Raw genomic sequence first — 23,883 nt, forward strand, 5'->3', positions numbered from 1 at the left:
ATCGCCAACGAACTACCCAACGCGAATTCAAATCTTACAAGTTGATTCCCTCTTGGAGTTTCTTAATTGGATCTAGCAACACGTCAGCAATACGGCGCTGACGTGTAATAATTTCGGCACTCGCCGTTTGCCCAGCCTTGAAAGTAATCGTTTGATTGGCAGGACGCATATTGCTTTGTTTCAAAGCAATCTCGACACGGTATACGGCTCCCCGAACCTCATCTATTTCCACATCCGGAGAAATCGAGACAACCTTGCCTGGGACAATGCCGTATTCTTGGTAGGGAAAGGCATCAAACTTAATTTGTGCAGGCATTCCTGTGTGGACAAAACCAGCCTCTCGATTTGGTAGTGTCGCAGCTAACACAAGAGGAGCATGGCTGGGGGCAATTTCGGCGATTGTCTGTCCTGGTTGAGCAACCTCGCCTATATTTCGTATGGCAAGTGACGATACCATTCCCGAAACAGGGGCGTACAGATACATCTGCTCTAGCTTTGTAGTCGCCGCTTTCAACAGATTATCAGTTTCGCTAATCTTGGCTCGCAGTTGAGTCATTTCCATGTGCAACTGCTGTAAGCGCTGCTGGGCTTCCAATTCGCTCTGTTGTCCCTGGGCCTTGCGTTGAGCCATTTCTGCTTGCAATCGTTGAACCTCTGCCAGAGCCTGTTGTAGTTCACCTTGATTGCGCACAGTTGTGATGTGTTGCTCCTGTAAAGCCTGTTCTGCTTCAAAAATAAATTCTTGAGTCACGGCGCCTGCTTCTGCTAGAGGTTGCAGGCGTGATAGACGTGATTCATAGGCAATGGTTCGCCTTTCAAATTGTTCCAAAATCTCGCGATTTATGGCTACTTTGATGGCGGTTTGATTGATTGCCATTTCTTGCGTTCGCAGTTCTGCTTTAGCGATCGCTCGACGAGTATCAAGCTCCGATTGTGTTCTCTCGATTAATTCTTGTGTTTCATGTAGTTGTAACTGATATGTCACAAGGCTTTGTTTGAGACGATCAATTTCTGCCTCGGCTAGGCGATCGTCCAATACAGCAATCACTTGACCAGCCTGAATTGATTCACCTTCTTCCACGGCAATTTGAGCGATTTCGCCTTGCACAACGGGTTGTACTTTGTAAACCTCACCTTGTGGCACGAGCCGCCCTTCCGCACGACTCACCTCTTGAATCCGTCCAAACCAGGCCCACGCTGCAAAAACGCCACTAAACAGCAGTCCTGCTAGAATCAATCGACTTGGTAAGTTAGAAGGCGGTTGGTCTAGAACATCTTGTAATGTGGGACTCCACACGGCGTTTGTCGTAGCAGGCTGGATTGTCTCTAACTTACGACGTAGTGGCTTTGCAGAAGGCGGAGATGATGGGTCTGGGGGCTTTTCGAGTGGAGAAGCACTCCCACCAGAGATTACCTCTGCTTCAGAAACAGATAAAAGTTCTAGCTTCGTCTCATGAGATGAATCGAAAAGTGAACAAGAAATGACTGAAGAATCAATGACGACAGATGATTGGGAAATTAGTTTTGGGTCAGCAGATAATAAAGAATTAAAGTTTTTGAGGTAATAATGATTTGACATGAGAACAGTACAAAAAAGTCAACGTTCAGGAAAATGAAAACAATCGAGCTAACCTGAAGCTAAAGACAAGCATCAGGTAAGTTATAGAATTTGTTGATACATATGTGAAAAACCATGATTTGAAGTAGATGCATCCGAGGTCAATTGAACTTGATGAACGGATTAATAGTTAAATTCTGGGTGAATTCAGTCAAAGCCAAACAATCAACTAATCAAACAATAAAGTTTCTGGGAGCAAGCGCAAAACTGTTAGTTTCAATCAGTGAAGCCTCAATACTAGAGATCGATCGCATACGGCAACGCAGACAATGCCATGAATGATGATTGCTTAATATCCCTTGGTAAATATGCTAGGTTCGATGCATTTTGTGTTCTGCCAAATTGGCAAGTTTTTCATAGATCGATGTATTTGTTTACAAAATCTTGTTTCGTGCAAAACTTTCTCAATACGTTTCTCTAGATTCAAATCAAGTGAACAGCAAGCATTAACTTAGGTGTTGGTTCAAGTATTAGCTGTATTAGCTATAGATCAAGCTGCTGCTGGGCCAGATGATAATAAAGCCCTTGCAGTGATAAAAGATCGTTATGCGATCCCTGCTCAACTAATACACCTCGATCGAGCACTAGAATCGTGTCGGCATGGCGCACCGTTGAGAGACGATGGGCAATAATAAACGTCGTGCGATCGCGCCGAATCTGAGCCAGATTGCGCTGAAACCGTCGCTCCGATTCTGTATCTAGTGAACTGGTTGCTTCATCCAGAATTAGGATTCTGGGATCGCCCAGCAAGGCGCGGGCAATGGCAATCCGTTGTCGTTGTCCGCCTGATAGGGAACTGCCTCGTTCACCTACTTTCGTGTTGTAACCTAATGGCATCGCTTGAATAAAAGCATGGGCTTCGGCCAGCTTTGCCACTTCTACAACTTGCTCCAGTCTAAATTCCGATCGGTAGAGGGTGATGTTGTCTAAAATGGTTCCGGAAAACAGAAAACACTCCTGGGGCACAACGCCCAATTGCGATCGTAGCGATGCCGGAGAAACATGGCGAATATCATGTCCATCGACTATCACCCGCCCGTGATTAGGATGATATAGCCCCTCCAGCAGCTTCACTAGCGTGGTTTTGCCAGAGCCGCTGCGCCCCACGATCGCCACTGTTTGTCCAGGTTTGACATGAAATGAAATATTTTGCAGGGTGTTTTGCTCTTCATCTTCGCTATAGCGAAAAGTAACATCTTCAAACTGTACTTCCCCGTTCAAAGACGGCAACACTAAAAGTGGCTGCTGCACCGATTCTTCTGGAGCAGCTTCAAACACATCATTGAGTCGTTCAACGGAAATTAACACTTCCTGCAACTCGTCCCACAGTCCTGCTAGTGCTAAGACTGGGCTAATGACATAGCCAATCATCATATTGAACGCCACAAACTGACCGATCGTTAGCTGATCTTGAATCACTAACGCCGCGCCGAACCACAGCAACGCTGTGCCACCGATTGAATTAATCAACCCGCTGACAGCCTGTAAGCGGATTGCCAACTTTTGACCGCGAAATTGTGTGTTAATTTGCCGAGTTAAATGATCTTCCCAGCGCCACCGCGCTTCTTTTTCCGCTGCCACAGATTTGATGGTGGTAACGCCAGTCAGCATTTCAACCAATACCGAATTTTGATCGGAAACTTCTTTAAAGATTTCCCGCGAGATTTTTCGCAGCAACGGTGTTGCACCCAGCGTCAACAGTAAGATCGGCACAATTAGCAATAACACCAGCAGGGTAAGTTGCCAATTGTAATAAAGCATTAACCCTAAATAGACAAAGCCAGTGAGAAAATTGAGCCAAGCGAGAACCACCTGTTGAATCAAAAACCGTTGAATCTTTTGATTCTCTTGTACTCGTGTGATGATATCTCCTACTCGACGAGTTTCAAAGAACTTGAGTGGTAACATTAACGTATAGTTAACAAATCCACTAATGAGAGTTAAATCCAATCGATTGGAAAAATAGGCTAATAGATACTGACGAACAGAAGATAGAAAAATACTCCAAATACCAAACACCAGTAATCCCACCGCGAAGACATTGAGGGTAGTCAAACTTCTTTGTACGACTACCCTATCTAAGATAATTTGAGTGAATAGTGGTGTGACTAATCCAAATATCTGAATTAGAATCGAAAACAAAATATTTTGTAGGGCCGTCGATCGATAAGGCAGCAATGCATTGAAGTATCGCCCCAGAGAAGCCTGCTGAATATCAGTAGACTGCAATTGCTCTGTGGGATCTAGCAATAGCCCATAGCCAGTCCAATGCTTTTGAAATTCACCATAGGACAGCGATCGGTGACCAAGGGCGGGGTCGGCAATCACAACTCGTTTAGCGCCAACTTGATAAACCACGACGTAATGCTCGCCCTGCCAGTGCGCAATCCAAGGATTGGTTTGTTCAGCCATACGACTGAAGCTAGCTCGAACGGGACGAGCTTGAAATCCGACACTTTCGGCTGCTTTGGCCAATCCTTTGAGAGACGCGCCCGATCGCCCAACGTTCGCCCGTTCCCGCAGCACATGCAGAGGGAACTGTTTGCCCCAATATCGCGAAATCATCGCTAAACAAGCGGCTCCACAATCTGACGAACTCTGCTGTTCTACCCAAGGATAGCGATCGAGCAAATCGAGCAGATGACGACGAACGGGCTTAGGAAAGGGAACCCGCGTTGACTTGGCTTCAGCCGGGGTAGAGGCAGGCGCCGAGATAGCTTTGCGCTCTGGCTGAGGCAAGGGTTGATAAATCATGCGCCCCCGCGATCGACGTTTAACCACATCAGCTTCGTCGTTTGAGGTCGTGAGGTGGTCTGGCTCACACCGCTCAACCGTCACGTCTGATGGAGAACGCAGGGCAGCCAGTTCTTGCCACCGATCGACGGGCAGGTAATAGAGCCGCAAATCGGTTTGTGCCACCCAATCAGTTGGTGTGGGCGGCGGGTAGTTCCAATCTTGCCCAACGTGGGGCGGGGCTTGGCCGCGAATGGTTCCGGCTCTTAACCACACATGACCGGGGTTAACCGATGGAATTTCAGCCAAATGGGTTGCGGCTGGAAGCGCCTGATCTTGGATGGCTGGGACAAAGGCTGCTAACTGGTGACTGGCGATTGATTGGAGATTGGTAAGGCTGCGAAAAAAGATAAATTTTTCTCGGTTTTGCGCCTGGCTCAATAAATGCTGGTGCAAAGATGAACACTGTGACAGAAGCCGTTCCAGATTAGGCGCAGATAGGTGGGCGATTTGCACCGGGCTGGCGGCTACAGCGCGATAGGGCAAGGGGTCGGCAAGAAATAGGCCATCGGCTCCAAAGGTTTGGTTCGACTCCAACAATAGCGCCGACACCTCGCGTTGCCGATCGGCTCTGGAACACAATAGCCGCACTCGTCCTTGGCAGATCCAATACAAATCGGAAATTTTGTATTGATTGTGACTGTTCGAGCGGTTTAAGTCCTCTACTCTTTCAGTGGAAGGCGGGTAGGTAATAATTTCGTCTCCCAGACGAAAGTTGTAAACCTTCAGCGTTTCTGCATAATCCATACAAGATTCTGCATCTGGAAGGGAGAGCAGTGTCAGAAAGTTTTTGATAGGTATTTCAGTTGTCCAAGGGCGAGGAGAAAGCGGGTTTCTTCTCCCTGGATTGTCGAGACTTGTGCGCATAGTACAGCCTCTTGATATTTGGTTAGAGGTTGAGCGAAATCTGAGCCTTCTAAAGAAGCTGAGTTGTTAGTAGTCAAGATCGGTCAAGAGATGTCTTTCAAAGTGAAAGGCACAGTTGAAGGGTGGATTAGGATGTTAATCAAGTTGCCTGAAAGAGGGATTCAGACAACGTTCGGACACAAGATTCAGACAATATCGGATAAAATTTGTGAGCTATTTTGCAGGCTAGAAATCAAAGCCTATGGGCAGATTGGGACTCACAGGAACAACACTGACACAATCTACAATGACACAATCTACAATGAAGTTTATAAAAGCCTCGATCGCTTTGAGTACAAACTCACATAGAGAGAAAAATATACGTGCCTGGCAAAACACCTATTTAACGTTCAACGTAATTACGAGCACAATTGCGAACCAGCTAGCTAGCCATTGAGTATCAACAAACCTGTAAGAGTAACCATTTCGACAAACTATCGGAAAGAATCGTGACAGTTTTCTACTTATTTCTGGTTATCACGGTCGATAATAACATGGACAATCTATTCAAGCAATCAGATTTACTGAAGCAATCCTAGAACAGCATGAAATCGTTTCGTTCAACACTTACCGAACTAATCTTGATCGAACTAATCTTTCAAGAGTGAATATGTTTCTGTGAATGAGTATGTTTCTGTGAATGAATATGTTTCTGTAAAACAAATTAACCACTGAGACGAACGTCTGATCTTGAATCGGTCAAAAACTTCCTTTTCATAGGATTCTATAGAAACTCTGCGTCGATGCAGTTGTGTTCTTAGAGACTTTACAAAATTTTTATAAACAGTCGATCGTGCTGCTAATGGAGTGGTAGCGTGAACCAAAACGTTGTACCTTCCCCAACCTGACTACGAACGCCGATTGCACCTCCATGCGCCTCAATAATTTGCCGACATAGATAAAGCCCTAAGCCCAACCCAACAGATTTTGGTTTTTGACTACCGCGAAAATAGGGATCGAACAATCGATCGCACTGCTCGGGTGGAATCCCAACCCCATTGTCCGTCACCGTGCAATACAGAGCATTATCGATTGGTTTGGCATTCAGAATCAGTGTTAAACTCGGTGGGTTATGTTTCAGAGCATTGGCAATTAAGTTTTGATAGACCCGGATTAGTTGCAAGGAATCGCCCTCAATAAGCGGTAAATCAGGGGCAATATCAGACTGTAAAACAGCCTGATCTCGCTCTAAGATCGGTTGTAGATCTGCCGTGGCGTCCTCGACCAACTCATGCAGGGCGATCGGTTGGCGATGTAGCACAATGCCCCAAGTTTCGGTGGCATGAGTATCAATCAGGGAGTTAATCAGATCAAGCTGTCGTTGATTTCCCTCAATCATGCGTTCTAGCACGCGCCGCGACAATTTCACTTCGTCCCCTGGTTGCTGGCTTAACCCGTCCAACACGATCGACGTACCAATGACCGGATTTCTCAAATCATGGGACACGGCATGAAGAAACAAATTCAACTGTTTGCGCAGTTCGGCTTCAAGGGTGGCTAATTGATGATTTTTTTGTTCTAACCCGTGGGAATATTCTTCCAATTGCCGATGCGACTGTTTCAACTCTTCCCGCATATCGTTGAATGCCCGCGACAAAATGCCTAACTCGCCCGATCGCTGAATGGTAATGGGGCGATCCCAATCTCCTTTTGCCAACGCAGCCGATGCCCGGCTTAATTGCATGATCGGTTTAGTAATCCAATGGGCTGTGGCAATGCCAAATGCGATCGCCGTTCCCAATGCAACGGCACACAGCAGTAATGTGAGGCGAGTATTGGCATGAATTTGTTCCATGAAGTCGGCTTCGGGAATCACGACCACCACAAGCCAATCAATGCCACGTGGATCTTGAAACGGCATAACCTGGAGAAACTGTTGCTGTCCGTCTGCGGTTGCAAACTCCAGTTTGGCTTGATTAAGCCGAGCAAAGCTACCAAATTCTTGCTGTAAATGCTGAGCCGTGGCGCGAACTAATGGATCTTGACTTTCTACAGCTAGCAAGCGCTCTGCCTTCCCTTTTCCCAGGGAACGAAACGGAAATTCATTCGTAGAGGCGGCAATGAGGCTGCCATCTCGCTCAATGATAAAAGTCTCACCAGTTTTACCGATTTTCAGTGAATTCAGGAAATCGCGAATTGCCAACAGTGATAAGTCAGACCCAAGCACCCCGATCGCCTCTCCTCGCTGATTGTAGATTGGTTGATTCAAGGAAATAATCAATCGTTGGGGCGTAATGGCAGCAAATGGACGAGACCAGTTCGGACGATTCAATCGGAGCGTGTCTTGCCACCAAGGGCGCTGACGATGATCGTAAGTGGGGGTCGCTTCAGTGGTGCTGCGGTTGCCCTGCTGATCGATCGTCCATTGCAAAATGCCTGTTCCGCCTTTGTTCCACACATTGAATGTAAACGCCTGACGATCAAAGGTAATCACCTCGACATAATCAGGAGCATCGGTCGTGATTGCAATGCTGGTCAACTCATCAAATTGACGAATTTGTTTCAGTAAGTAATGATCAAGCTGGCTCAGGTCCGAAATATCTAGCAGCCCTTGCTCAATCAAGTTGGCATTTGTTTGGTTAACTTGGGCAGGTACCTCTAAATAACTGCGTAACCGCCCTTCAATTCGATTGGTAATTTCTCGCCGCAGTTCGTCTGCGACCTGATTAACAGCAATCTGACCATTGCGTAAAGACAAATACCCAGTTAACCCAACTGCCGTAACAATCTGTAAAACAAATGGAACAATCAGCACCGCCCGGAGGGGAACCTTGCTAGAGAGTTTCGTTAAAACGTAACGCAGGGGCATGGGTTAACGAACGTGAGAGAGGCGGATCGGATGCGTCTATCCCATACAACCATAAACTTAATTTATCGACTATAAACTTATTGATACAATTTCTCCTGAATTCAGTTTGATGCCATCGCTGGGGTTGTTTGCAGATATATTGAAGTGGGTTTCGGTTCGGCTTTCAATCTCAAGCAATCGAGTTACCTGCCCGATGAACGGAGAGAAGCCTGTGCCAACTAAACGACCACCTGAGCAAGCTAAAGTTTGGCGCGATCCCGTTTTAGGCAACACAGAAATGCTACGGGCTACCTATGTCACCCATTGTTTCACCCGGCATACACACGATGGCTATGCGATCGGGGTGATTGAGTCGGGGGTGGAAGCGTTTGCCTATCGTGGAACCAATTACCAAGCCCCAGCGGGCAGCATCGTTGTGGTGCACCCTGGAGAAGTGCATACCGGACAGGCAGGAATTCCGTCGGGCTGGTCTTACCGCATGTTATATCCTGATGTGGAGTTGGTACAAGCTGCCCTGAGCCAACTGACGGACACGTCAGGCGGCATTCCCTTTTTTGCGCATCCTGTTCTGCACGATCGTCCTTTAGCGGCTCAATTGCGACAGTTGCACATGGCGATCGAGGCAGCACATTCTGAATTAGAGCGAGAATCCCGCTTTTTGTGGACACTCGCCCAACTTATTTACCGTCATGCCGAAATTCGGACAGCAGATATTTCTTTGGGTTGCGAACATGCTGCCGTTGCTCAAGTGCGTACTTATTTGCAAACTCACTATGCTCAATCCATCTCCCTGGAACAACTGGCGCAATTGGCTAATCTAAAACCTTTACGATTGTTGCGCGTTTTTCGTCAGGAAACAGGATTGCCGCCCCACACTTACTTGTTGCAAGTACGGGTAGCCCGCGCCAAAGACCTGCTGGCGGCTGGAGTACCGATCGCCCAAGTAGCGTATGACACAGGTTTTACCGATCAAAGTCATCTCAATCGCCACTTTAAACGATTCGTGGGTGCAACGCCAGGACAATATGTGCTCGGCTGTTTTAAGGAATAGGATTATACTATTTTGTTACCGCTGGGATGATTTCAGCATGACTTATCCTGAACTCAGACAATGGCTTGCATAAAATCCAGTAGTCAAATGGAGCGGTCCCAACCTTTTTGACTGCCATATTTTCTACTGCAACATTTGAAAAAATGTCCAAGACATTTGCACAAGCCTTCTCTATGCTGAGACGTAGGGTTCACTCACCATCACTTCAACCGATCGATGTACCGCACCTCTTCAGAACTGTCCTCACCTACGGCCGAATTTTGGGCTGGCTGTCGTGCTATTTTTCCCCTCGTCGTTGGCGCAATTCCCTTTGGCATTATTTTTGGTACGCTGGCCGCCAGCAGCGGTCTATCGTTTGCCGCCACGCTAGCAATGTCGGCTTTCGTGTTTGCCGGATCATCTCAGTTCATCGCGATCGGACTAGTGGTGGCCGGAACGGCGCTTCCACTGATTATTGCTACAACATTTGTGGTGAATCTACGTCATTTGTTATATGCCATTAGTACCGTGCCCTATGTGCGCCATTTATCTCATGTTTGGAAACTGCCGTTGGGGTTTTGGCTCACCGACGAAGCCTTCGTCGTTGCCATTGCTCGCTATAGTCAGCCCGATCAATCACCCCACAAGCACTGGTATCACTTGGGCGCTTCCCTATTTATGTATCTCAACTGGCAGCTTTGCACCCTTGCCGGACTGACAATTGGACATTTAATTCCCAATGCCACTCAGTGGGGGTTAGATTTTGCCATGTCTGTCACTTTCATCGGTATGGTAATTCCCTACCTCATGAATCAACCCATGGTTGTGGCGGTTCTAGTAGCTGGCATAACGGCACTGTTGGCGCACGGGCTACCGCATCAATTGGGATTAATGGTGGCAACGGTAGCAGGCATTGTGATGGGTGCGCTGTGCGAACAGTGGCAAAAGGGAGGTGGGGAATAGGGAGTCGGGAGTGGGGAACAGGCTAAGTTCTTTAAATCGCCAATAATCACCAATCACCGATTACCGATTACCGATTACCAATGACCAATCACCGATCACTGTAAGCTGCCAATGGCTCTTTGATGAACCGAATATACAAGTGCTTGAAGGTAGATTTGATCACGCGGGGAGCGCCAAAGTCGATCGGAGCCATGCGGGTGGGCAGCTTCCAATCAGGGATTTGCAGGGATGCAGGGGTGCAAAGCGGAAAGTCAATATCGGCTAATTTGGGACATAGCCCTAATTGTTGCGCAGCGGCGATCGTTGGAATTCGGCTCGGTTCTACATTCAGTACCTCAACTATGGCGCGATCGAGGGCAAACACATCGGTGGAGGCACCCAAAATGCCCAAGAACCGAGGGTTACCACCACTGGGACCGTTACCTTCATGCCCGATAATGCCATCGAGAATCGTCAGGTTTGGGGCGATCGTCCGGGCGGTTTCTACCAGCATCTTGCCAAAGCGATCGCTATCTTTGCCAGCTTCCATATGCCACCACGCCTTCATCTTGCCGGGAACGCAGCCAAATAGGTTTTTCACGCCCAGCGTTAAGGTTAATTGCATATGCGATTTCACCTTGGGCAAATTGATCACCACATCGGCGTCCATCGCTTCTTTTGACAGCAGCAGGTGATTAAATTCTGCTCCAATGGTTTGATAGCGCTTGCCTTGAAAATCAACAATAGGCAGTTTCAGTTCGTCGAGGATGGGGCGATAACCGTTGGCAATGGCCACTCCCTTGGCACTACCAAATGCTGGACTGTCGCCCAAGAAGGGATTGCCACCCGCATCACGTACCATCTGCGCCACCACGTAAACCAACTCCCAGCGAGTGGTGCATTCTTTGCCGGGACGCGCCCCTGTCAGCAGGTTAGGCTTTAGCAACACTCGATCGCCCGCTTTCACAATCGCCCTCATGCCACCCAACGGCTCCAATAGTGTCTCTAGACTCGATCGCAAGTATTGCGGCTCATAGGACGTAGCTTGCAGCAGGCTAACCGTCGGCATAGGTAGTTCCTCAAACGTGCGAGTGCTAGTTGCTAGTTTAGAAGGTAATCTTTAAGAATTCAATTTACGCTACCGCCTACATTGCTTTTGCTTTGCGAGCCTTTCTAATCGTACTGACGATTTGTGCGGTGTACCAGCCAGTAGCTAATAGACAACGCAAAGATGGCGATCGCCAAGGCCGCCAATTCTAGCCCCCCGGCTTTAGCGAAATCAAAAATAATAATTTTACGGGCTACAGCAATCAATGACGTAGCAATCACCAATTCTACTTGAATGACATGCCGTTTTAGATACGCCATGATATTTTCTAAAACTTCGATCGCAATCAAAACATTCAAAAACAATCCAAAAATTTCAATCAACGTAACGCTAAAAAAGCCAAGAGGTTCAGAGATAATTTCTCCTAATAGGAAAGCACAAAGATCAATAACTGAAACAATAATCACTCCAATCATGGCGATCGATAAGAGCTTGGCAATCATTACCACAAAATGATCGAGTGCAGCCACAAAATTATTGTCATTTGTTGCATGTTTCACGCGTCTGAATAACCTTTGCCAAGCATTCATAAGAATTTGTTGAAAACAGTTGTCTGGGTGAACTTCGTCTAGAATTAAATTAAGCTGAGAACTGCAATTTGTACAGAGTAGAGATAGGGTTTCTGATGCCTTAATCTTGATCATCTGATTCTAGAGCGCTGGATCGATAGCAAGAATTTGAATGAGCGACTCAGTCGATCGAAACCCAATACAACATGAAATCAATTCAACGAGATTCTGAGGTTCCATGAATCGACATCAGATTAAGCAAAAAGCTTTGGAATTGGGCTTCCATAAGGTGGGAATTGCTAGGGTTAGAGAGTGGGAGCCGGTAAGTAAGGAGGGGGTGGAGAATCAGGGGGTTGAGGGTGGAGATTGGATAGAAGAAGATGCGGCTGCCTCCAAGCGGTTAAACTCTAGAAAGCAATCCTCATCAACGTTGGTTGCGGCTCTTCAAGCTTGGCTGAGTCAAGGGTATCACGCAGATATGGCTTGGATGGAGAACCCCAAGCGCCAGGATATTCGATCGCTGATGCCATCGGTGCAGTCGGTGATCTGCGTCGCCCTCAATTACTACACCCCGCACGATCGTCCGTCAGGGGACATGTATGCCAAAATTTCTCGCTATGGCTGGGGGCGGGATTATCATCGAATTTTACATAAACGCCTGAAAGCATTGGTAACCTGGCTACAGGCACAAGACAATACGATTGAAGCTCGCTACTATGCGGATACGGGCCCGATTCAAGATAAAGTTTGGGCCGAGCGGGCTGGACTGGGTTGGATCGCCAAAAACAGTAATGTGATCACACGGGAATATGGGTCGTGGGTATTTTTAGGCGAAGTGCTGACCAACCTAGAGCTACCTCCCGATCGCCCCCAGACACAACATTGCGGTACTTGCACTCGTTGCCTAGAAGCCTGCCCCACTCAAGCCATTACTCAGCCCTTTGTGGTGGATGCAAACCGCTGCATCGCCTATCATACGATTGAAAATCGCGGAGAAATCCCTGAAGCGATCGCCACTAAGCTCCAGGGTTGGGTAGCAGGCTGCGATATCTGCCAGGATGTTTGTCCGTGGAATCAGCGCTTTGCTCAAGAAACCGATGTGGCAGAATTTCAGCCCTATCCCTGGAACCTTGCCCCCACCTTAGAGTCGCTGGCAAACCTAAGCGATCAAGATTGGGACGATCGCTTTCCAACTTCGGCACTGCGCCGCATTAAACCAGCGATGCTAAGACGTAATGCTCGGGCTGCGCTTCAGGGCGTTACACCCCTCAATCAATGCTAAACTCGATCGCTCCACAGATTTCTATTCCACTTTCTACCTAGCTGTCGTCTCCTTCGGGTTCATCAATTAACCTTGGCACTCTACGGCTAGAAGTTGGCGAAGCCGCTTTATAAAGCGCATGATACTCTGCTACAAATTTTCTGGCCTCCGCCTCAGAAGACATTCGATACCGTAGTTTGAACAGAAATGGTTTCACTCGCATTTCGTCCCGCTCAATGGGTTCCCAAATTGTTAACATCACTCCGCCTGGCACAGGAGCGATACTGACTTTGAGTAGGTGAGGAACAGTAGGAGGATGCATAACAAGGTCGCTAACAAAGGCAGGGGCATTCTCCTGAGACAATCCATGTAGAGTCAGCACGATGAGCAGCGCACTGCACCCCACCCCATCGAGGCTAGAACAAGTGACACAGTGCTCAGGAGCAAAATCCTCCGATCGATATCTGTGAGTGTATCTGTGAGTGTAGATGCTGTTTGGTAGCAGCGAGGGTAAATACTTGATAAGAATATTTGATAAACACTCCAACGGCTTTAATCGAAATCATAAGGATGAATCAAAGGCACTTGAATCGTTGTTTCGCGCCGAAATGACATCTGTATGATATCTGTCAAGATTGTCACCATCTATGTCCAATTGATTGGTTATACAATGCGTATCAAATATAACAAGCGTTGGCCCAAAAATTGCTGCCAAGCCGATCGTCCTTGAATCTGTGTTACTGTCTCACCAAATCTCATCGTTGCTCCTCTTGTTCGATGCACCAGGGGTTGCGCCAAAATTCGTTTGGCTAAACAAAAATTTCATCCCCATTGTGAAGGGGCAAGGAGATTTGTGCAAGCGGTAGAAGACCCTCACAGCTAAGTTGTGTTATTCAATCACCTTCCCTAAATTGCAGAAATCGCGTCAGGATTTGCGCAAGGTTGCTCTACCCGTCTAGTCATCTCATTAGTGTTGCTTGAATTTAGTGGCTTTTTACCTCATTGAGACGGATGACTCATGGTTTCAATATTTGGGTTTGCCACTATCACCATGTCATGAAACCTATCTACTGACGAACAGATCTCTATTTGCAACAATCAACACCACGGCAAGTACTTCTTAATGCGTGTACCCTTTGCCAAGGCTTGCTAATTCAATAGCGATCTACTAAGGTTGCAAAATTGTTTTTGAGGCAATCCGAGTCTTCTTGCGATCGGACTCTGTCAACTCCTCACCTGCTTGCAGGCGCGTTGCATTATCTTGCAAGATTGTAGCGGCTCCTTGATCACCCATTTGCAGCGCCGTCTTAGCCGCCGATTGCAGCATTGTAGCAGCCCCAGCCCGATCGCCCTGTTGCAACTTTGTCTCCGCAATTTGCGTTTGTCGATATTTGGCTAAAGCTAACACGTGCTGTTGCACTTGAGGATTAACGGCCGGCTGAAAATCTTGTAGAGCGTTCGCTTCTACCGGAATCCGCTCAGAGAGCAAATCAGTCTGTCCAGTGATTGGATCGTCGTAACGGACTTGCACATGGGCAATTGCATAGGTCCCAGGCTTTGGTTGATGGACATACAAGTTAGCCAAAACAATTCTGGGAGCGTCAATCATCAAGTCGCCTAAGCGCACGATTGCCTGTCCGTTTTCCTGAATCACGGGTAGTTCGATGGTATCGGGAACCACTTGAGCGATCGGCTTTAGTTCTGCTAAGCGTACCTTGGGTGTCAAATTCAGGAGTAGATGAGCATTGATCAGCCCGACCGATTGAATCCGCGTAAACAGGCGAGCAAATTCACTGATGGCTTCTTCCGGACGCTGAATATAGGACAAACTGCCGCCACCCGCATCGGCGATTTGTTCCAGCACATCCTGATTCCAGTTATCGCCAAACCCCAAGGTATTAAGGGTAATACTGTAATCGGCAGCTAATTTTGCCAACTTCAAGCAGCGATCGTTATCGCCATGTTCATTTTCTCCATCGGTCAGCAAAAATGCTTGCGAGACGGCATCTTTTCGCCCCGTGGCCAGTTCTTCCAATGCTAGCCGCATTCCCTCATCAATGGCTGTGCCGCCACTGGGCTGAAGTTTGTTGATTTCAAGCTTAATCGCCGCCGGATTTTCGACAACTTGATTGGTGACAATGACTTTGGCTTTATGGTCGAATACCACAATCGAGAGGCGATCATCAGGAGAGAGGCTATCGACAATGCGATGAGCAGCTTGCTTGACGGTTTCCAGCGGACGCCCCTTCATGGAACCACTGTGATCCAAAATCAAGCAAAGGTTCAGTGGAGCCGTACGTCCTCCTGCTTCGGGCAAGGCCGACAGCGAAATGGCTAACTGCCGTTGACTACTTGCCTGAGTCGCATCTAAATTTTCATCGCTCAGTGCCGCTTGCAAACCCACTCTCATAACAACAAAGCTCCTGAATTTGGTGTGTGAGGTCGTGATGGGGGTAACTTCAATAACTTCATCTCTTTATTCTGAATTACGGAGTGTTCGGATTTCCCTATATTTTTGTTGTATTGGCTTGAGAAACAAGGCGATCGGCGCTCCTTAAGGAAAAGTTTAGAAATAACGCTGCTGTCATGTGGATTGGCACTGCCAACTTCGCGATCGGCACTGATTCACCTAGGGAAGTTATGTAGCTAAATCCTGTGTATAGATTGGTAGGCGTAATATCCACCTTTCAAGCGTCGGGGTTGGGGCTGTCTGGTGCTTCCAGGATCACGCTACTATGGTAGACATCCTGCCATTGTTACAGGCTGCGTGTTATGAGTTCACCGATTCAGGCTGTTCAATCAACTTACTACTATGGAGATGCGTCTTATCGTACTCCTCCACCCGATCTCCCCTCGCTGTTATTGAAGGAGCGGATTGTTTACTTGGGGTTGCCCCTAGTATCCGATGACGACCTCAAGCGGCAATTAGGAGTCGATGTCACCAAGCTGATTATCGGTCAATTGCTGTATCTGCAATTCGATGATCCCGAAAAGCCCATCTTTTTCTATATCAACTCTACAGGCACGTCGTGGTATACCGGTGACGAAATTGGCTTTGCCACCGAAGCGTTTGCCATCTGCGACACCATTAATTACATTAAGCCACCCGTGCATACCATTTGCATTGGTCAAGCGATGGGAACGGCAGCCATGATTTTGGCATCGGGAACAAAGGGGTATCGAGCTAGCCTGCCCCATGCAACGATCGTGCTACATCAGCCTCGCACCCGTGCCCAAGGGCAAGCCACCGATATTCAAATTCGGGCTAGGGAAGTGTTGGCCAACAAAGCTGCCACGTTGGATATCCTCTCGCGAACCACTGGACAACCCCCCGAAAAGATTGCTAAGGATACCGATCGCATGTTCTATATGACTCCTCATGAAGCAAAGGAATACGGCTTGATCGATCGGGTACTGGAAAGCGTCAAGGATCTGCCCAAACCAATTCCTGCCTTGGCTTAATGGGTTCTTCAAACTATCTTCCTCACTGTCAATATGCCTGTTGAACGAACAATTCGGGTCCCCTACAACATTCCTGGCAGCCCATACTGGCAATGGGTAAACATCTACACCCGCATGAGCCAGAATCGCATCTTGTTTCTAGACGATGCCATTACTGATGGAACCGCCAATGCTTTGATTTCGGCACTGTTGTATCTGGATTCGGAGGATCAAAATAAACCGATCTATCTCTACATCAACTCCTTGGGCGATCCGATCGCCGCAGGACGAGGTCCGATTATGGCTGGGATGGTGTCGGTGATGGCAGGTCTAGCCATTTACGATACGATTCAGCATATTAAGTCTGAAGTCATTACCATTTGCTTTGGACAGGCAGTTGGCATGGCCACCCTGTTACTGTCGTCTGGTGCGAAAGGAAAACGAGCTAGTTTGCCCCATGCCTCGATCGTGCTGGACAACCCACAAACGGGTACACAAGGGCAAGCGACCGATATTCAGGTGAGCGCGAAGGAAGTGTTAGACAAGAAGCATCTAATTCTCGACATCTTCTCGCGGAATACTGGCAAATCGATCGACGACATCATCAAAGATACCGATCGAACCCTATACCTCACCCCACAGCAAGCCAAAGACTATGGCTTAATCGATCACGTGCTGGAAAGTTCAAAGCTCAGCAACCAACAGCAGCCCGCTTTGACATGAGTTAACCGCTACTAGCCGGAGGTGATTGAACATTGGCTGCCCGATTATTGCTTCAATCACGGCAACCAACGCTTATCCTTCATCTTTTATCCTTTACTCTTTCTTAAGACCTATGCCTATTGGTGTTCCAAGCGTTCCCTACCGTCTTCCTGGTAGCTCCTATGAACAATGGATTAGCATTTATGAACGGTTGTTTCGGGAACGGATTATCTTTCTAGCTGAAGAAGTAGATGATGGTATCGCCAATGCCATTGTCGCTTATATGCTCTATCTCGATTCTGATGATCCCTCTAAGCCAATCTACCTTTACATTAATTCTCCCGGTGGTTCCGTCACTGCTGGCATGGCTATCTATGACACTATGCAGCACATCAAATCAGAAGTGGTAACCATTTGTATTGGATTGGCTGCCTCGATGGGGGCATTTTTGTTGACGGCAGGAACCAAAGGCAAGCGTATGGCCTTGCCTCATGCTCGCATCATGATTCACCAACCCCTAGGTGGAACTGGACGCCGCCAAGCTACCGATATTGAAATTGAAGCCCGCCAAATTTTACGGGTAAAGCGTGACCTCAATGAGCTAATGGCCTATCACACGGGTAAATCGATCGAACAAATTGAACGAGACACCGATCGGGATTACTTTATGTCGGCCCAAGAAGCGATGGAGTATGGCTTGATCGATCGAGTGATTGTGGATCAAGCGGTTTAGGGAATGGGGAATGGCTGATTGGGAATCGGTAATGGGGAATGCGTGATAGATTACTCAGTTCCAATTACCGATTCTCCATCTCCCATTATTGATAGTCTTACCCATTCCTTGATCCATCCTCAATTTCATAGAATTTATGAATTTAAAGTGATAATGGCAGAATTTGGCATAAGTTCTGCCATGATTGGTGAATGGAAATTGCAGACTGCTACCGATTGTTAGGGTTGAGGATGGGGGCATCCTATGAGGATGTGAAAGTAGCCTATCGCCGTTTAGCGCGACGATATCATCCTGATGCCAATCCAACCAATCAGCAACAGGCAAAAGAGAAATTTATCCAAATTACCGAAGCCTACAGACGCTTGACAAGTGTGATCCAACCATCACGATCGTCTGTTCGTCAATCGGCGTCTGCTTCTGGCTCTTCTCTGCCCGTGACTTCTCCGCCACCTGCTCCTTCACCAGCACCATCAGCGTCCGCTCCCCCACTTCAGAAGAAGCCATCGATTCATATCACTCCTGACTTGTCGGCGATCGATTGTGAGTTGAAGCAAGAATCGTATGAGCAATTGCAGCAGCTATTGCGTGAACAACGCTTTCCACGGGCGGTTACCCTCATTGAAGGCTTGGCGCATCGATTGCCTAAAGATATTGAGGTGCGACAGTGGCAAGCCATCACCTATCAGCGCTTTGCTCGATATTTGGTCAGCCTGAAACAAGCCGAAAAGGCCAAACGCTATTTACAAAAGGCCTTGCGGGTCGATCCCCACAATCGATCGCTCTCCCAGGAAATTGCTCGCGATTTACAGCAGATTCAACAGGTGGAATCACGATAGCGAATTACAGCCCACATCAATGAGGTCGAGCTAGGGTGAGCCAAACTATGTTGCACGATGACGGGAACTCAGCGCTTGAATGATTCGATGCCCCAAACGATTGAAGAAATGCTCAGTTGAGGTGTCTTCACCCCCATAAATTGGAATTTTCTGACCGAGGCGCGTGAATGAATCATACACGATGAATTGGGCAACTTTACCCCGCTGTCTTCCAGCCGAGTAGATCAATTGACACGGAAAGGCAATGGTCCCAATCACCGGGATTAAGCCGACAAGGAGGGCAAGCCAAGGCATCGATTTGCCTTGTGCAGTGTACTGTGTCATGCGAATGCCCGTGTAAGTCGATCGCGCAATTGGGCCATCTAGTAGAAATAAGATACCTGCACCCACTTCATTAATCCAGCCAAGAGCATAGAGTATCGGCAAAAACGTGACTTCAAAGCCATAAATCAGGAGCTTCAAGGCTACGTGCATACTGAAATCTACGAGATAATCGCTGGAGTGTTCACTGTAGAGTCGAGATAACAAATACTCGGTTTCATCGGTGGATAGTTGTTGACGAGATTGCCACTGCTTGATCCGATCGCCCACATGATCGCGGGTAAACTCTAACCGATAGGATTGAGAGATGATTAATTTTCCTAGAGTTGCAAGGAACTTTTTAAGTTGAAGTGTTTGAATTTTGTCAGCAATCTTAAGAGGAAGAGTGACAAAAAGCCCACGTAAGCCCTGACGCAGACCTCGTCCGATTTCTCGCCCATACCACGCAATTGGATGACGGGTATACCATTGAGCTTGTGTGGCTGTAATTCGTCCTTTTTTATATTGATATTGAATACTGCGATCGACTCGTCGCAAAGATTTCCATCGTCGCTGATGATGTTCTAATTGTTTGATTTTTTCTATGAGTTGGATATATTTCTTTTCACCAAGTTCGACTGTAATATCAGCGCGATCGTGCTGAATAAATTGCATGAGCTTTGCGGTATCAATATCATCAAATAAAGCTTGTTTGTGATGTAGTGATTTAGGAATATAAAAGGAAAACAGAGTCAGAATGTTTAACGGAAACAGGGCTGGTACACCGGATTCTAAATCAATCCAAACAAAGTGAGGAACGGCTCGATCGTCATTACTATTTTCATTACCATTTATATCAGCTTCAGCCGATGATTCAGTCAATAGAAAATTATTCAACGCTACTGGATTACCTTTACCAGCCTGCCACACTAAACCGTCACATCCCGATTCAATCAACTTGCGTTGCAACGGTCGCATAATATGATGAACCAACTCTGGAAACTCTTCATCCTTACCTTGCCGAAAGGGTTGACGCAGCGCGACTGCTCGACCCTGCACAAACTGGGCATCGAGTTGATAAGCCCGCTTTTGGCAATGCCAATCAACGCTCAATGCATCCGCAACTTGAAGGTAAGAACCAAACCAAACCTGGATGAGATCGCTTAGAATTTTGCGACGATAATAGGCACACCAGATCGCATCTTCGTTCCAGATATAGGGATTCGGTGCACCTGAAAAGATATAGTGAACTAGATTCGCCAGTGGATCGGCAAAAAAGATTTTTCTGGCAATTTGTTGCTCAGTTGTTTTCAGCAGAAAAACTTCGCCCGATCGCCCGGCTCCCAAGAGCTTTTGCTCGATAATATCTGGCTGGACAGTATTAAATTCAGTTGGTTCAGTAGGGTCATCTTGATCGAGTGAGCGCTTCATTTCTGCACGTACTATGGCTCCAGCTTAAGGTGCTGCTACTATACCGTTCTGTTCACTCGCCTAAACTCTATCCCGCGATTGGTCTTAATGAAATTGATCTGCCTCTTTGGTTTAACCCTGTTTTAGCGCACAACCCAAATGTACGTAACTGCTAGGGTGATTAGGGTCAGCGGTAGCCCAAAGCGCAAATGTTCCCAAAAGGAAAGCTTGTAGCCCAAGTTGGCAGCAGCTTCAGCGGTGATCAAGTTAGCCACCGCTCCAAACAAAGTTAGATTACCTGCTAGGGTTGAACTCGCCGCTAGCAAGAGCCACGATCGAGTATCGTCCGGTTGAATCAGTGGTTGCAACAGTAAGACGGCTGGCACATTGGAGATGAGGTTAGACAGCACTGCTGTGATACCAATCAGTGATAACGGCGGCCCCACCCAACCAGACAACCAGCTTAAGAGGTCTAGCTTTTGCGTGCAGCGCGTTAGAATGAACAGCCCTGAGAACAACACCAACAGATTCCAATCTACCTCCCGTAACACTCGCTGGGGTTTGATGCGGCGCGTAATCAACAGGAGAGCAGCGGCAACAAAGGCCGCTGTTGCCACCGGAACACCTGCCACAAAGGCAATCAGCAACGCACTCGTAATAATGACGGTTTTCGTAAACAGGGGTTTATATAGGCGCGGACGAATCAGTGGGCAATTATCAGCAGGCCCGATCGATCGCACGGCTGGGTACAATAGCCACAGCAAGCCAATTTGCACCAGCAACCCCACGACCGCTACAGGCATTAGCACACGGGCAAAATCAGCATAAGCAATGCCAGAAAAAGAGCCAATCAAGATATTTTGAGGATTGCCGCTGAGAGTGGCCACCGAACCAATATTCGTGGCTCCTGCAATTGCCAGCAGATAGGGAATAGGATTCAATCCCAACGTTTGTGCCAAGCTAATGGTAAGGGGGGTGAAAATAATGGCGATCGTGTCGTTGAGAAAGAAAGCAGAGAGCAGACCGGTTCCCACCGTCAGCACGGTCAAAATTCCTAGCGGACTGCGCGTTAGTCGAATTAACGCCGCCAGTGCCAATTGAAAGAAACCTGAATAGGACAAGTTGGCATTGACCACCATCATGCTCAGCAGAAAAATAATGGTAGTAGGGTCGATTGCTTGCCATGCGGCTTCTAAATCTAGGACGCCTAATCCCACCAACAGCGCCGAACCCACCAGTGCGATCGTGGCTCGATTCATGCGCAGTCCTGGTAAATAGCCCAGTGCTAATCCAACATAACTGATGCTCAGCACTCCATAGACGATCGCTTGGCGAATTAGCATAAACTGCTGTCTTGCGATGGATTTGTCACACGCTGCATCTCCTTGACTAAGTGGAAGGGCATATGGGTAACTCGGTCGCGTTGTTGATGTAGCGCCCCATCAGTCACTCTCTAAAACGTTTTTACTGATCGAAGCGACTCCTGTTCGGACTGAGGGTAGAGCGGGCATTCTAGCATCAGTTCATCTCAACCACGCAGTTAGAATTTAGTTGGCCATGAATTATACCTTGAAACCGCTCTACTACTTAGGAGCGTTGCTGGTTAGCACGGTATTATCGGTGTCAACTAGCAGTATTGTTCAGGCAGTCACTCCTGAAACTCTACCACCCAAAGAAACGTGGCTTGTCGGCAGTGAACTCGACTATCCGCCCTATGCTCTTGTAAACGAACAAGGAGAAGCAGATGGCTTTAGTGTAGATCTCATTAAAGCAGTGGCAGAGGTTATGGACGTGGAGTTGCAGTTTACGGTAGGGCCGTGGAGCGAAGTGCGCACTGCCCTAAAACAAGGAGAAATTGATGTGCTGCCACTGGTGAGTTATTCCAAAGAGCGCGATCGACTATTTGATTTTACAGTTCCCCATACTGCTTCCTATGCAGCCATCTTTACTCGCAAAGGTAGTCGCTCGGTGCAATCTCTAGAAGATTTGCGCGATCAAACGGTGGTTGTGATGAAATCAGATGCAGCCCACGATTACTTACTTCAGCAAAACCTATCTGTCAATTTAACCTTAGTTACAGAACTGGCAGATGCGTTGCGCTTGATATCCTCTGGAAAGTATGAATATGCCTTTGTTCCCATGTTGCCTGGATTGCTGCTGACTCAGGATTTGCAATTGACAAACCTGGAAGTAGCAGGCAAACCAATACAGATTAGCGAACGTGGCTTCTCGTTTGCGGTGAAAGAAGGAGACACAGAACTGCTGCTGCGGCTGAATCAAGGACTCGATATTATCAAAGCCAATGGCAAGTACGATGAAATTTATGATCAGTGGTTTGGGGCGATCGATCCGTATAGCCAAGCGAGAGAAGAAACGTTCCAATTGATTCGGAAAGTTGGTCTTGCTGGGGCGATCGGGTTACTCGGTATTCTGATGTGGTCGCTTACTTTAAGAAAGCAGGTCAATCGACGCACTAGGGAACTACAGAAAGAAATCGCAGAACGAAAACAGATTGAATTAGCATTGCGCTCTAGTGAGACAAGAGAGCGCGAAAAGTCTGAACAGTTAGTCCAAACTCTACAAGAGCTACAGCAAATTCAGTTACAACTTATACAAAACGAAAAGATGTCGGCGTTGGGCAATTTGGTAGCCGGAATCGCTCATGAGATCAATAATCCACTGGGGTTTATCATGGGCAACTTGCAACCAGCCCATGAATACATTCATGATTTACTGCATTTACTTGATCTCTATCAACACACGTTTCCAGAACCCGGAACTGAGATTGTCAGGGAAATGGCGGCGATCGATCTTGCCTACTTGAAAGAGGATCTACCGAAGCTGATTCGGTCAATGCAAGAAGGTGTGACTCGGATTCAAACCATTAGCACCAGCCTTAGAATTTTCTCTCGTGCAGATAATAATCAACTAGTACGCTTTAATATTCATGAAGGGCTAGACAGCACACTGCTAATTCTGAAACATCGTTTGAAGGCCACAGCCAACCGAGCACCCATTCAGATTATCAAAGACTATGGCGACATTCCTGACATTGAGTGCTATGCTGGGCAACTTAATCAGGTATTTATGAATATTTTGAGCAATGCCATCGAAGCACTAGAGGCAAGCGATCGGAGTGACCCGATTATCTGGATTCAAACAGACTGTCTGCCAATCAATTTTGGAAAAATTGCACCATCCGTAGACTTGCAACCCACTGACAAAATTCGCATCTGCATTCGCGACAATGGAGTCGGTATGACTGAAGCTGTGCAGCATCAGATATTCGACCACTTATTCACAACCAAAGAAGTGGGCAAAGGCACCGGATTGGGACTAGCGATCGCCCATCAAATTGTCGTTGAAAAACATCGTGGTACGTTGACCGTAACCTCGCAGTTGGGACAAGGCGCAGAGTTTATCATTACGTTGCCAACCTGGAATTTCTGCCAACTTCAAGCCGCCTAGACGTAACCGTCTTGAGG

The 23,883-nt window shown here is 47.4% G+C and carries 16 protein-coding genes and 2 pseudogenes; 9 read left to right on the forward strand and 9 right to left on the reverse strand.

The features are described 5' to 3' along the window. Positions 1-34: 34 nt before the first annotated feature. The 3 genes from OXH18_RS00500 to OXH18_RS00510 form a co-directional block, all read right to left on the reverse strand. Positions 35-1,579, reverse strand: a complete 1,545-nt coding sequence (locus tag OXH18_RS00500; RefSeq protein WP_268610430.1) for an HlyD family efflux transporter periplasmic adaptor subunit — start codon at positions 1,577-1,579, stop codon at positions 35-37. A 522-nt stretch (positions 1,580-2,101) separates the two neighbouring features. Continuing rightward, entirely contained in the window at positions 2,102-5,158 is a 3,057-nt protein-coding gene (locus OXH18_RS00505; protein WP_268610431.1) for an ABC transporter transmembrane domain-containing protein, read from the reverse strand. A gap of 958 nt (positions 5,159-6,116) precedes the next feature. Continuing rightward, on the reverse strand, positions 6,117-8,126 hold the full coding sequence (locus tag OXH18_RS00510; RefSeq protein ID WP_268610432.1) for a sensor histidine kinase: 2,010 nt from the start codon (positions 8,124-8,126) through the stop codon (positions 6,117-6,119). A gap of 211 nt (positions 8,127-8,337) precedes the next feature. Between OXH18_RS00510 and OXH18_RS00515 the strand changes: the two genes are divergently transcribed. Further along, positions 8,338-9,177, forward strand: a complete 840-nt coding sequence (locus OXH18_RS00515; RefSeq protein WP_268610433.1) for an AraC family transcriptional regulator — start codon at positions 8,338-8,340, stop codon at positions 9,175-9,177. 216 nt (positions 9,178-9,393) lie between these two features. Then, positions 9,394-10,119, forward strand: a complete 726-nt coding sequence (locus tag OXH18_RS00520; protein ID WP_268610434.1) for an AzlC family ABC transporter permease — start codon at positions 9,394-9,396, stop codon at positions 10,117-10,119. An 88-nt stretch (positions 10,120-10,207) separates the two neighbouring features. On the opposite strand, the gene OXH18_RS00525 is transcribed toward OXH18_RS00520, so the two are convergent. Together OXH18_RS00525 and OXH18_RS00530 are read right to left on the reverse strand one after the other, a co-directional pair. Next, the gene (locus tag OXH18_RS00525) at positions 10,208-11,167 is read right to left on the reverse strand and encodes a DUF362 domain-containing protein (RefSeq protein WP_268610435.1); all 960 of its coding nucleotides are present in this window, start codon (positions 11,165-11,167) and stop codon (positions 10,208-10,210) included. Positions 11,168-11,271: 104 nt separating this feature from the next. Then, positions 11,272-11,706, reverse strand: coding sequence for a phosphate-starvation-inducible PsiE family protein (locus OXH18_RS00530; protein ID WP_268610436.1), 435 nt, complete (start codon positions 11,704-11,706; stop codon positions 11,272-11,274). Positions 11,707-11,953: 247 nt separating this feature from the next. Here OXH18_RS00530 and queG point away from each other — a divergent pair, with 247 nt between their 5' ends. Then, positions 11,954-12,997 (forward strand): tRNA epoxyqueuosine(34) reductase QueG, encoded by a 1,044-nt coding sequence (gene queG, locus OXH18_RS00535; protein ID WP_268610437.1) that lies wholly within the window; start codon positions 11,954-11,956, stop codon positions 12,995-12,997. Between the two features lie 37 nt (positions 12,998-13,034). Here the strand turns inward: queG and OXH18_RS00540 are convergent, their stop codons facing one another. Both OXH18_RS00540 and OXH18_RS00545 read right to left on the reverse strand, forming a co-directional pair. Next, positions 13,035-13,358, reverse strand: coding sequence for a hypothetical protein (locus OXH18_RS00540; RefSeq protein WP_268610438.1), 324 nt, complete (start codon positions 13,356-13,358; stop codon positions 13,035-13,037). A 786-nt stretch (positions 13,359-14,144) separates the two neighbouring features. Next, a complete protein-coding gene (locus OXH18_RS00545; RefSeq protein ID WP_268610440.1) occupies positions 14,145-15,386 on the reverse strand; it encodes a vWA domain-containing protein in 1,242 nt (413 codons plus the stop codon). 362 nt (positions 15,387-15,748) lie between these two features. Between OXH18_RS00545 and OXH18_RS00550 the strand changes: the two genes are divergently transcribed. From OXH18_RS00550 to OXH18_RS00565, 4 genes are all read left to right on the forward strand, one after another. Further along, entirely contained in the window at positions 15,749-16,438 is a 690-nt protein-coding gene (locus OXH18_RS00550) for an ATP-dependent Clp protease proteolytic subunit (protein ID WP_268610441.1), read from the forward strand. Positions 16,439-16,471: 33 nt separating this feature from the next. Then, positions 16,472-17,140 carry an ATP-dependent Clp protease proteolytic subunit gene (locus tag OXH18_RS00555; RefSeq protein ID WP_268610442.1) on the forward strand — a complete coding sequence of 223 codons (669 nt, stop codon included), beginning with the start codon at positions 16,472-16,474 and terminating at the stop codon, positions 17,138-17,140. A gap of 112 nt (positions 17,141-17,252) precedes the next feature. After that, a complete protein-coding gene (locus tag OXH18_RS00560; RefSeq protein WP_268610443.1) occupies positions 17,253-17,852 on the forward strand; it encodes an ATP-dependent Clp protease proteolytic subunit in 600 nt (199 codons plus the stop codon). A 191-nt stretch (positions 17,853-18,043) separates the two neighbouring features. Further along, positions 18,044-18,688: a J domain-containing protein gene (locus OXH18_RS00565; RefSeq protein ID WP_268610444.1), complete on the forward strand. Its 645-nt coding sequence runs from the start codon at positions 18,044-18,046 to the stop codon at positions 18,686-18,688. Positions 18,689-18,733: 45 nt separating this feature from the next. Here OXH18_RS00565 and OXH18_RS00570 read toward each other — a convergent pair whose 3' ends face one another. After that, positions 18,734-20,419: a hypothetical protein gene (locus tag OXH18_RS00570; protein ID WP_268610445.1), complete on the reverse strand. Its 1,686-nt coding sequence runs from the start codon at positions 20,417-20,419 to the stop codon at positions 18,734-18,736. 122 nt (positions 20,420-20,541) lie between these two features. After that, positions 20,542-21,741: an anion transporter gene (locus tag OXH18_RS00575; RefSeq protein ID WP_268610446.1), complete on the reverse strand. Its 1,200-nt coding sequence runs from the start codon at positions 21,739-21,741 to the stop codon at positions 20,542-20,544. Between the two features lie 214 nt (positions 21,742-21,955). Between OXH18_RS00575 and OXH18_RS25410 the strand changes: the two are divergent. Together OXH18_RS25410 and OXH18_RS25415 are read left to right on the forward strand one after the other, a co-directional pair. Continuing rightward, positions 21,956-22,678 (forward strand): annotated as a pseudogene (locus OXH18_RS25410) (transporter substrate-binding domain-containing protein); the annotation flags it as partial. Between the two features lie 243 nt (positions 22,679-22,921). Beyond that, a pseudogene (locus OXH18_RS25415) lies at positions 22,922-23,866 on the forward strand (sensor histidine kinase); the annotation flags it as partial. Positions 23,867-23,883: the final 17 nt, after the last annotated feature.

It is taken from the genome of Thermocoleostomius sinensis A174 (assembly GCF_026802175.1).
Classification (GTDB): domain Bacteria; phylum Cyanobacteriota; class Cyanobacteriia; order Elainellales; family Elainellaceae; genus Thermocoleostomius; species Thermocoleostomius sinensis.

Excerpts from the sequence above, each read along its gene's own strand:
- OXH18_RS00545 (WP_268610440.1), bottom strand. The coding sequence starts at position 15,386 with ATGAGAGTGGGTTTGCAAGCGGCACTGAGCGATGAAAATTTAGATGCG.
- OXH18_RS00520 (WP_268610434.1), top strand. The coding sequence starts at position 9,394 with ATGTACCGCACCTCTTCAGAACTGTCCTCACCTACGGCCGAATTTTGG.
- OXH18_RS00500 (WP_268610430.1), bottom strand. The coding sequence starts at position 1,579 with ATGTCAAATCATTATTACCTCAAAAACTTTAATTCTTTATTATCTGCT.
- OXH18_RS00505 (WP_268610431.1), bottom strand. The coding sequence starts at position 5,158 with ATGGATTATGCAGAAACGCTGAAGGTTTACAACTTTCGTCTGGGAGAC.
- OXH18_RS00565 (WP_268610444.1), top strand. The coding sequence starts at position 18,044 with ATGGAAATTGCAGACTGCTACCGATTGTTAGGGTTGAGGATGGGGGCA.
- OXH18_RS00570 (WP_268610445.1), bottom strand. The coding sequence starts at position 20,419 with ATGAAGCGCTCACTCGATCAAGATGACCCTACTGAACCAACTGAATTT.
- OXH18_RS00555 (WP_268610442.1), top strand. The coding sequence starts at position 16,472 with ATGCCTGTTGAACGAACAATTCGGGTCCCCTACAACATTCCTGGCAGC.
- queG (WP_268610437.1), top strand. The coding sequence starts at position 11,954 with ATGAATCGACATCAGATTAAGCAAAAAGCTTTGGAATTGGGCTTCCAT.
- OXH18_RS00510 (WP_268610432.1), bottom strand. The coding sequence starts at position 8,126 with ATGCCCCTGCGTTACGTTTTAACGAAACTCTCTAGCAAGGTTCCCCTC.
- OXH18_RS00560 (WP_268610443.1), top strand. The coding sequence starts at position 17,253 with ATGCCTATTGGTGTTCCAAGCGTTCCCTACCGTCTTCCTGGTAGCTCC.
- OXH18_RS00525 (WP_268610435.1), bottom strand. The coding sequence starts at position 11,167 with ATGCCGACGGTTAGCCTGCTGCAAGCTACGTCCTATGAGCCGCAATAC.
- OXH18_RS00575 (WP_268610446.1), bottom strand. The coding sequence starts at position 21,741 with ATGCTAATTCGCCAAGCGATCGTCTATGGAGTGCTGAGCATCAGTTAT.
- OXH18_RS00550 (WP_268610441.1), top strand. The coding sequence starts at position 15,749 with ATGAGTTCACCGATTCAGGCTGTTCAATCAACTTACTACTATGGAGAT.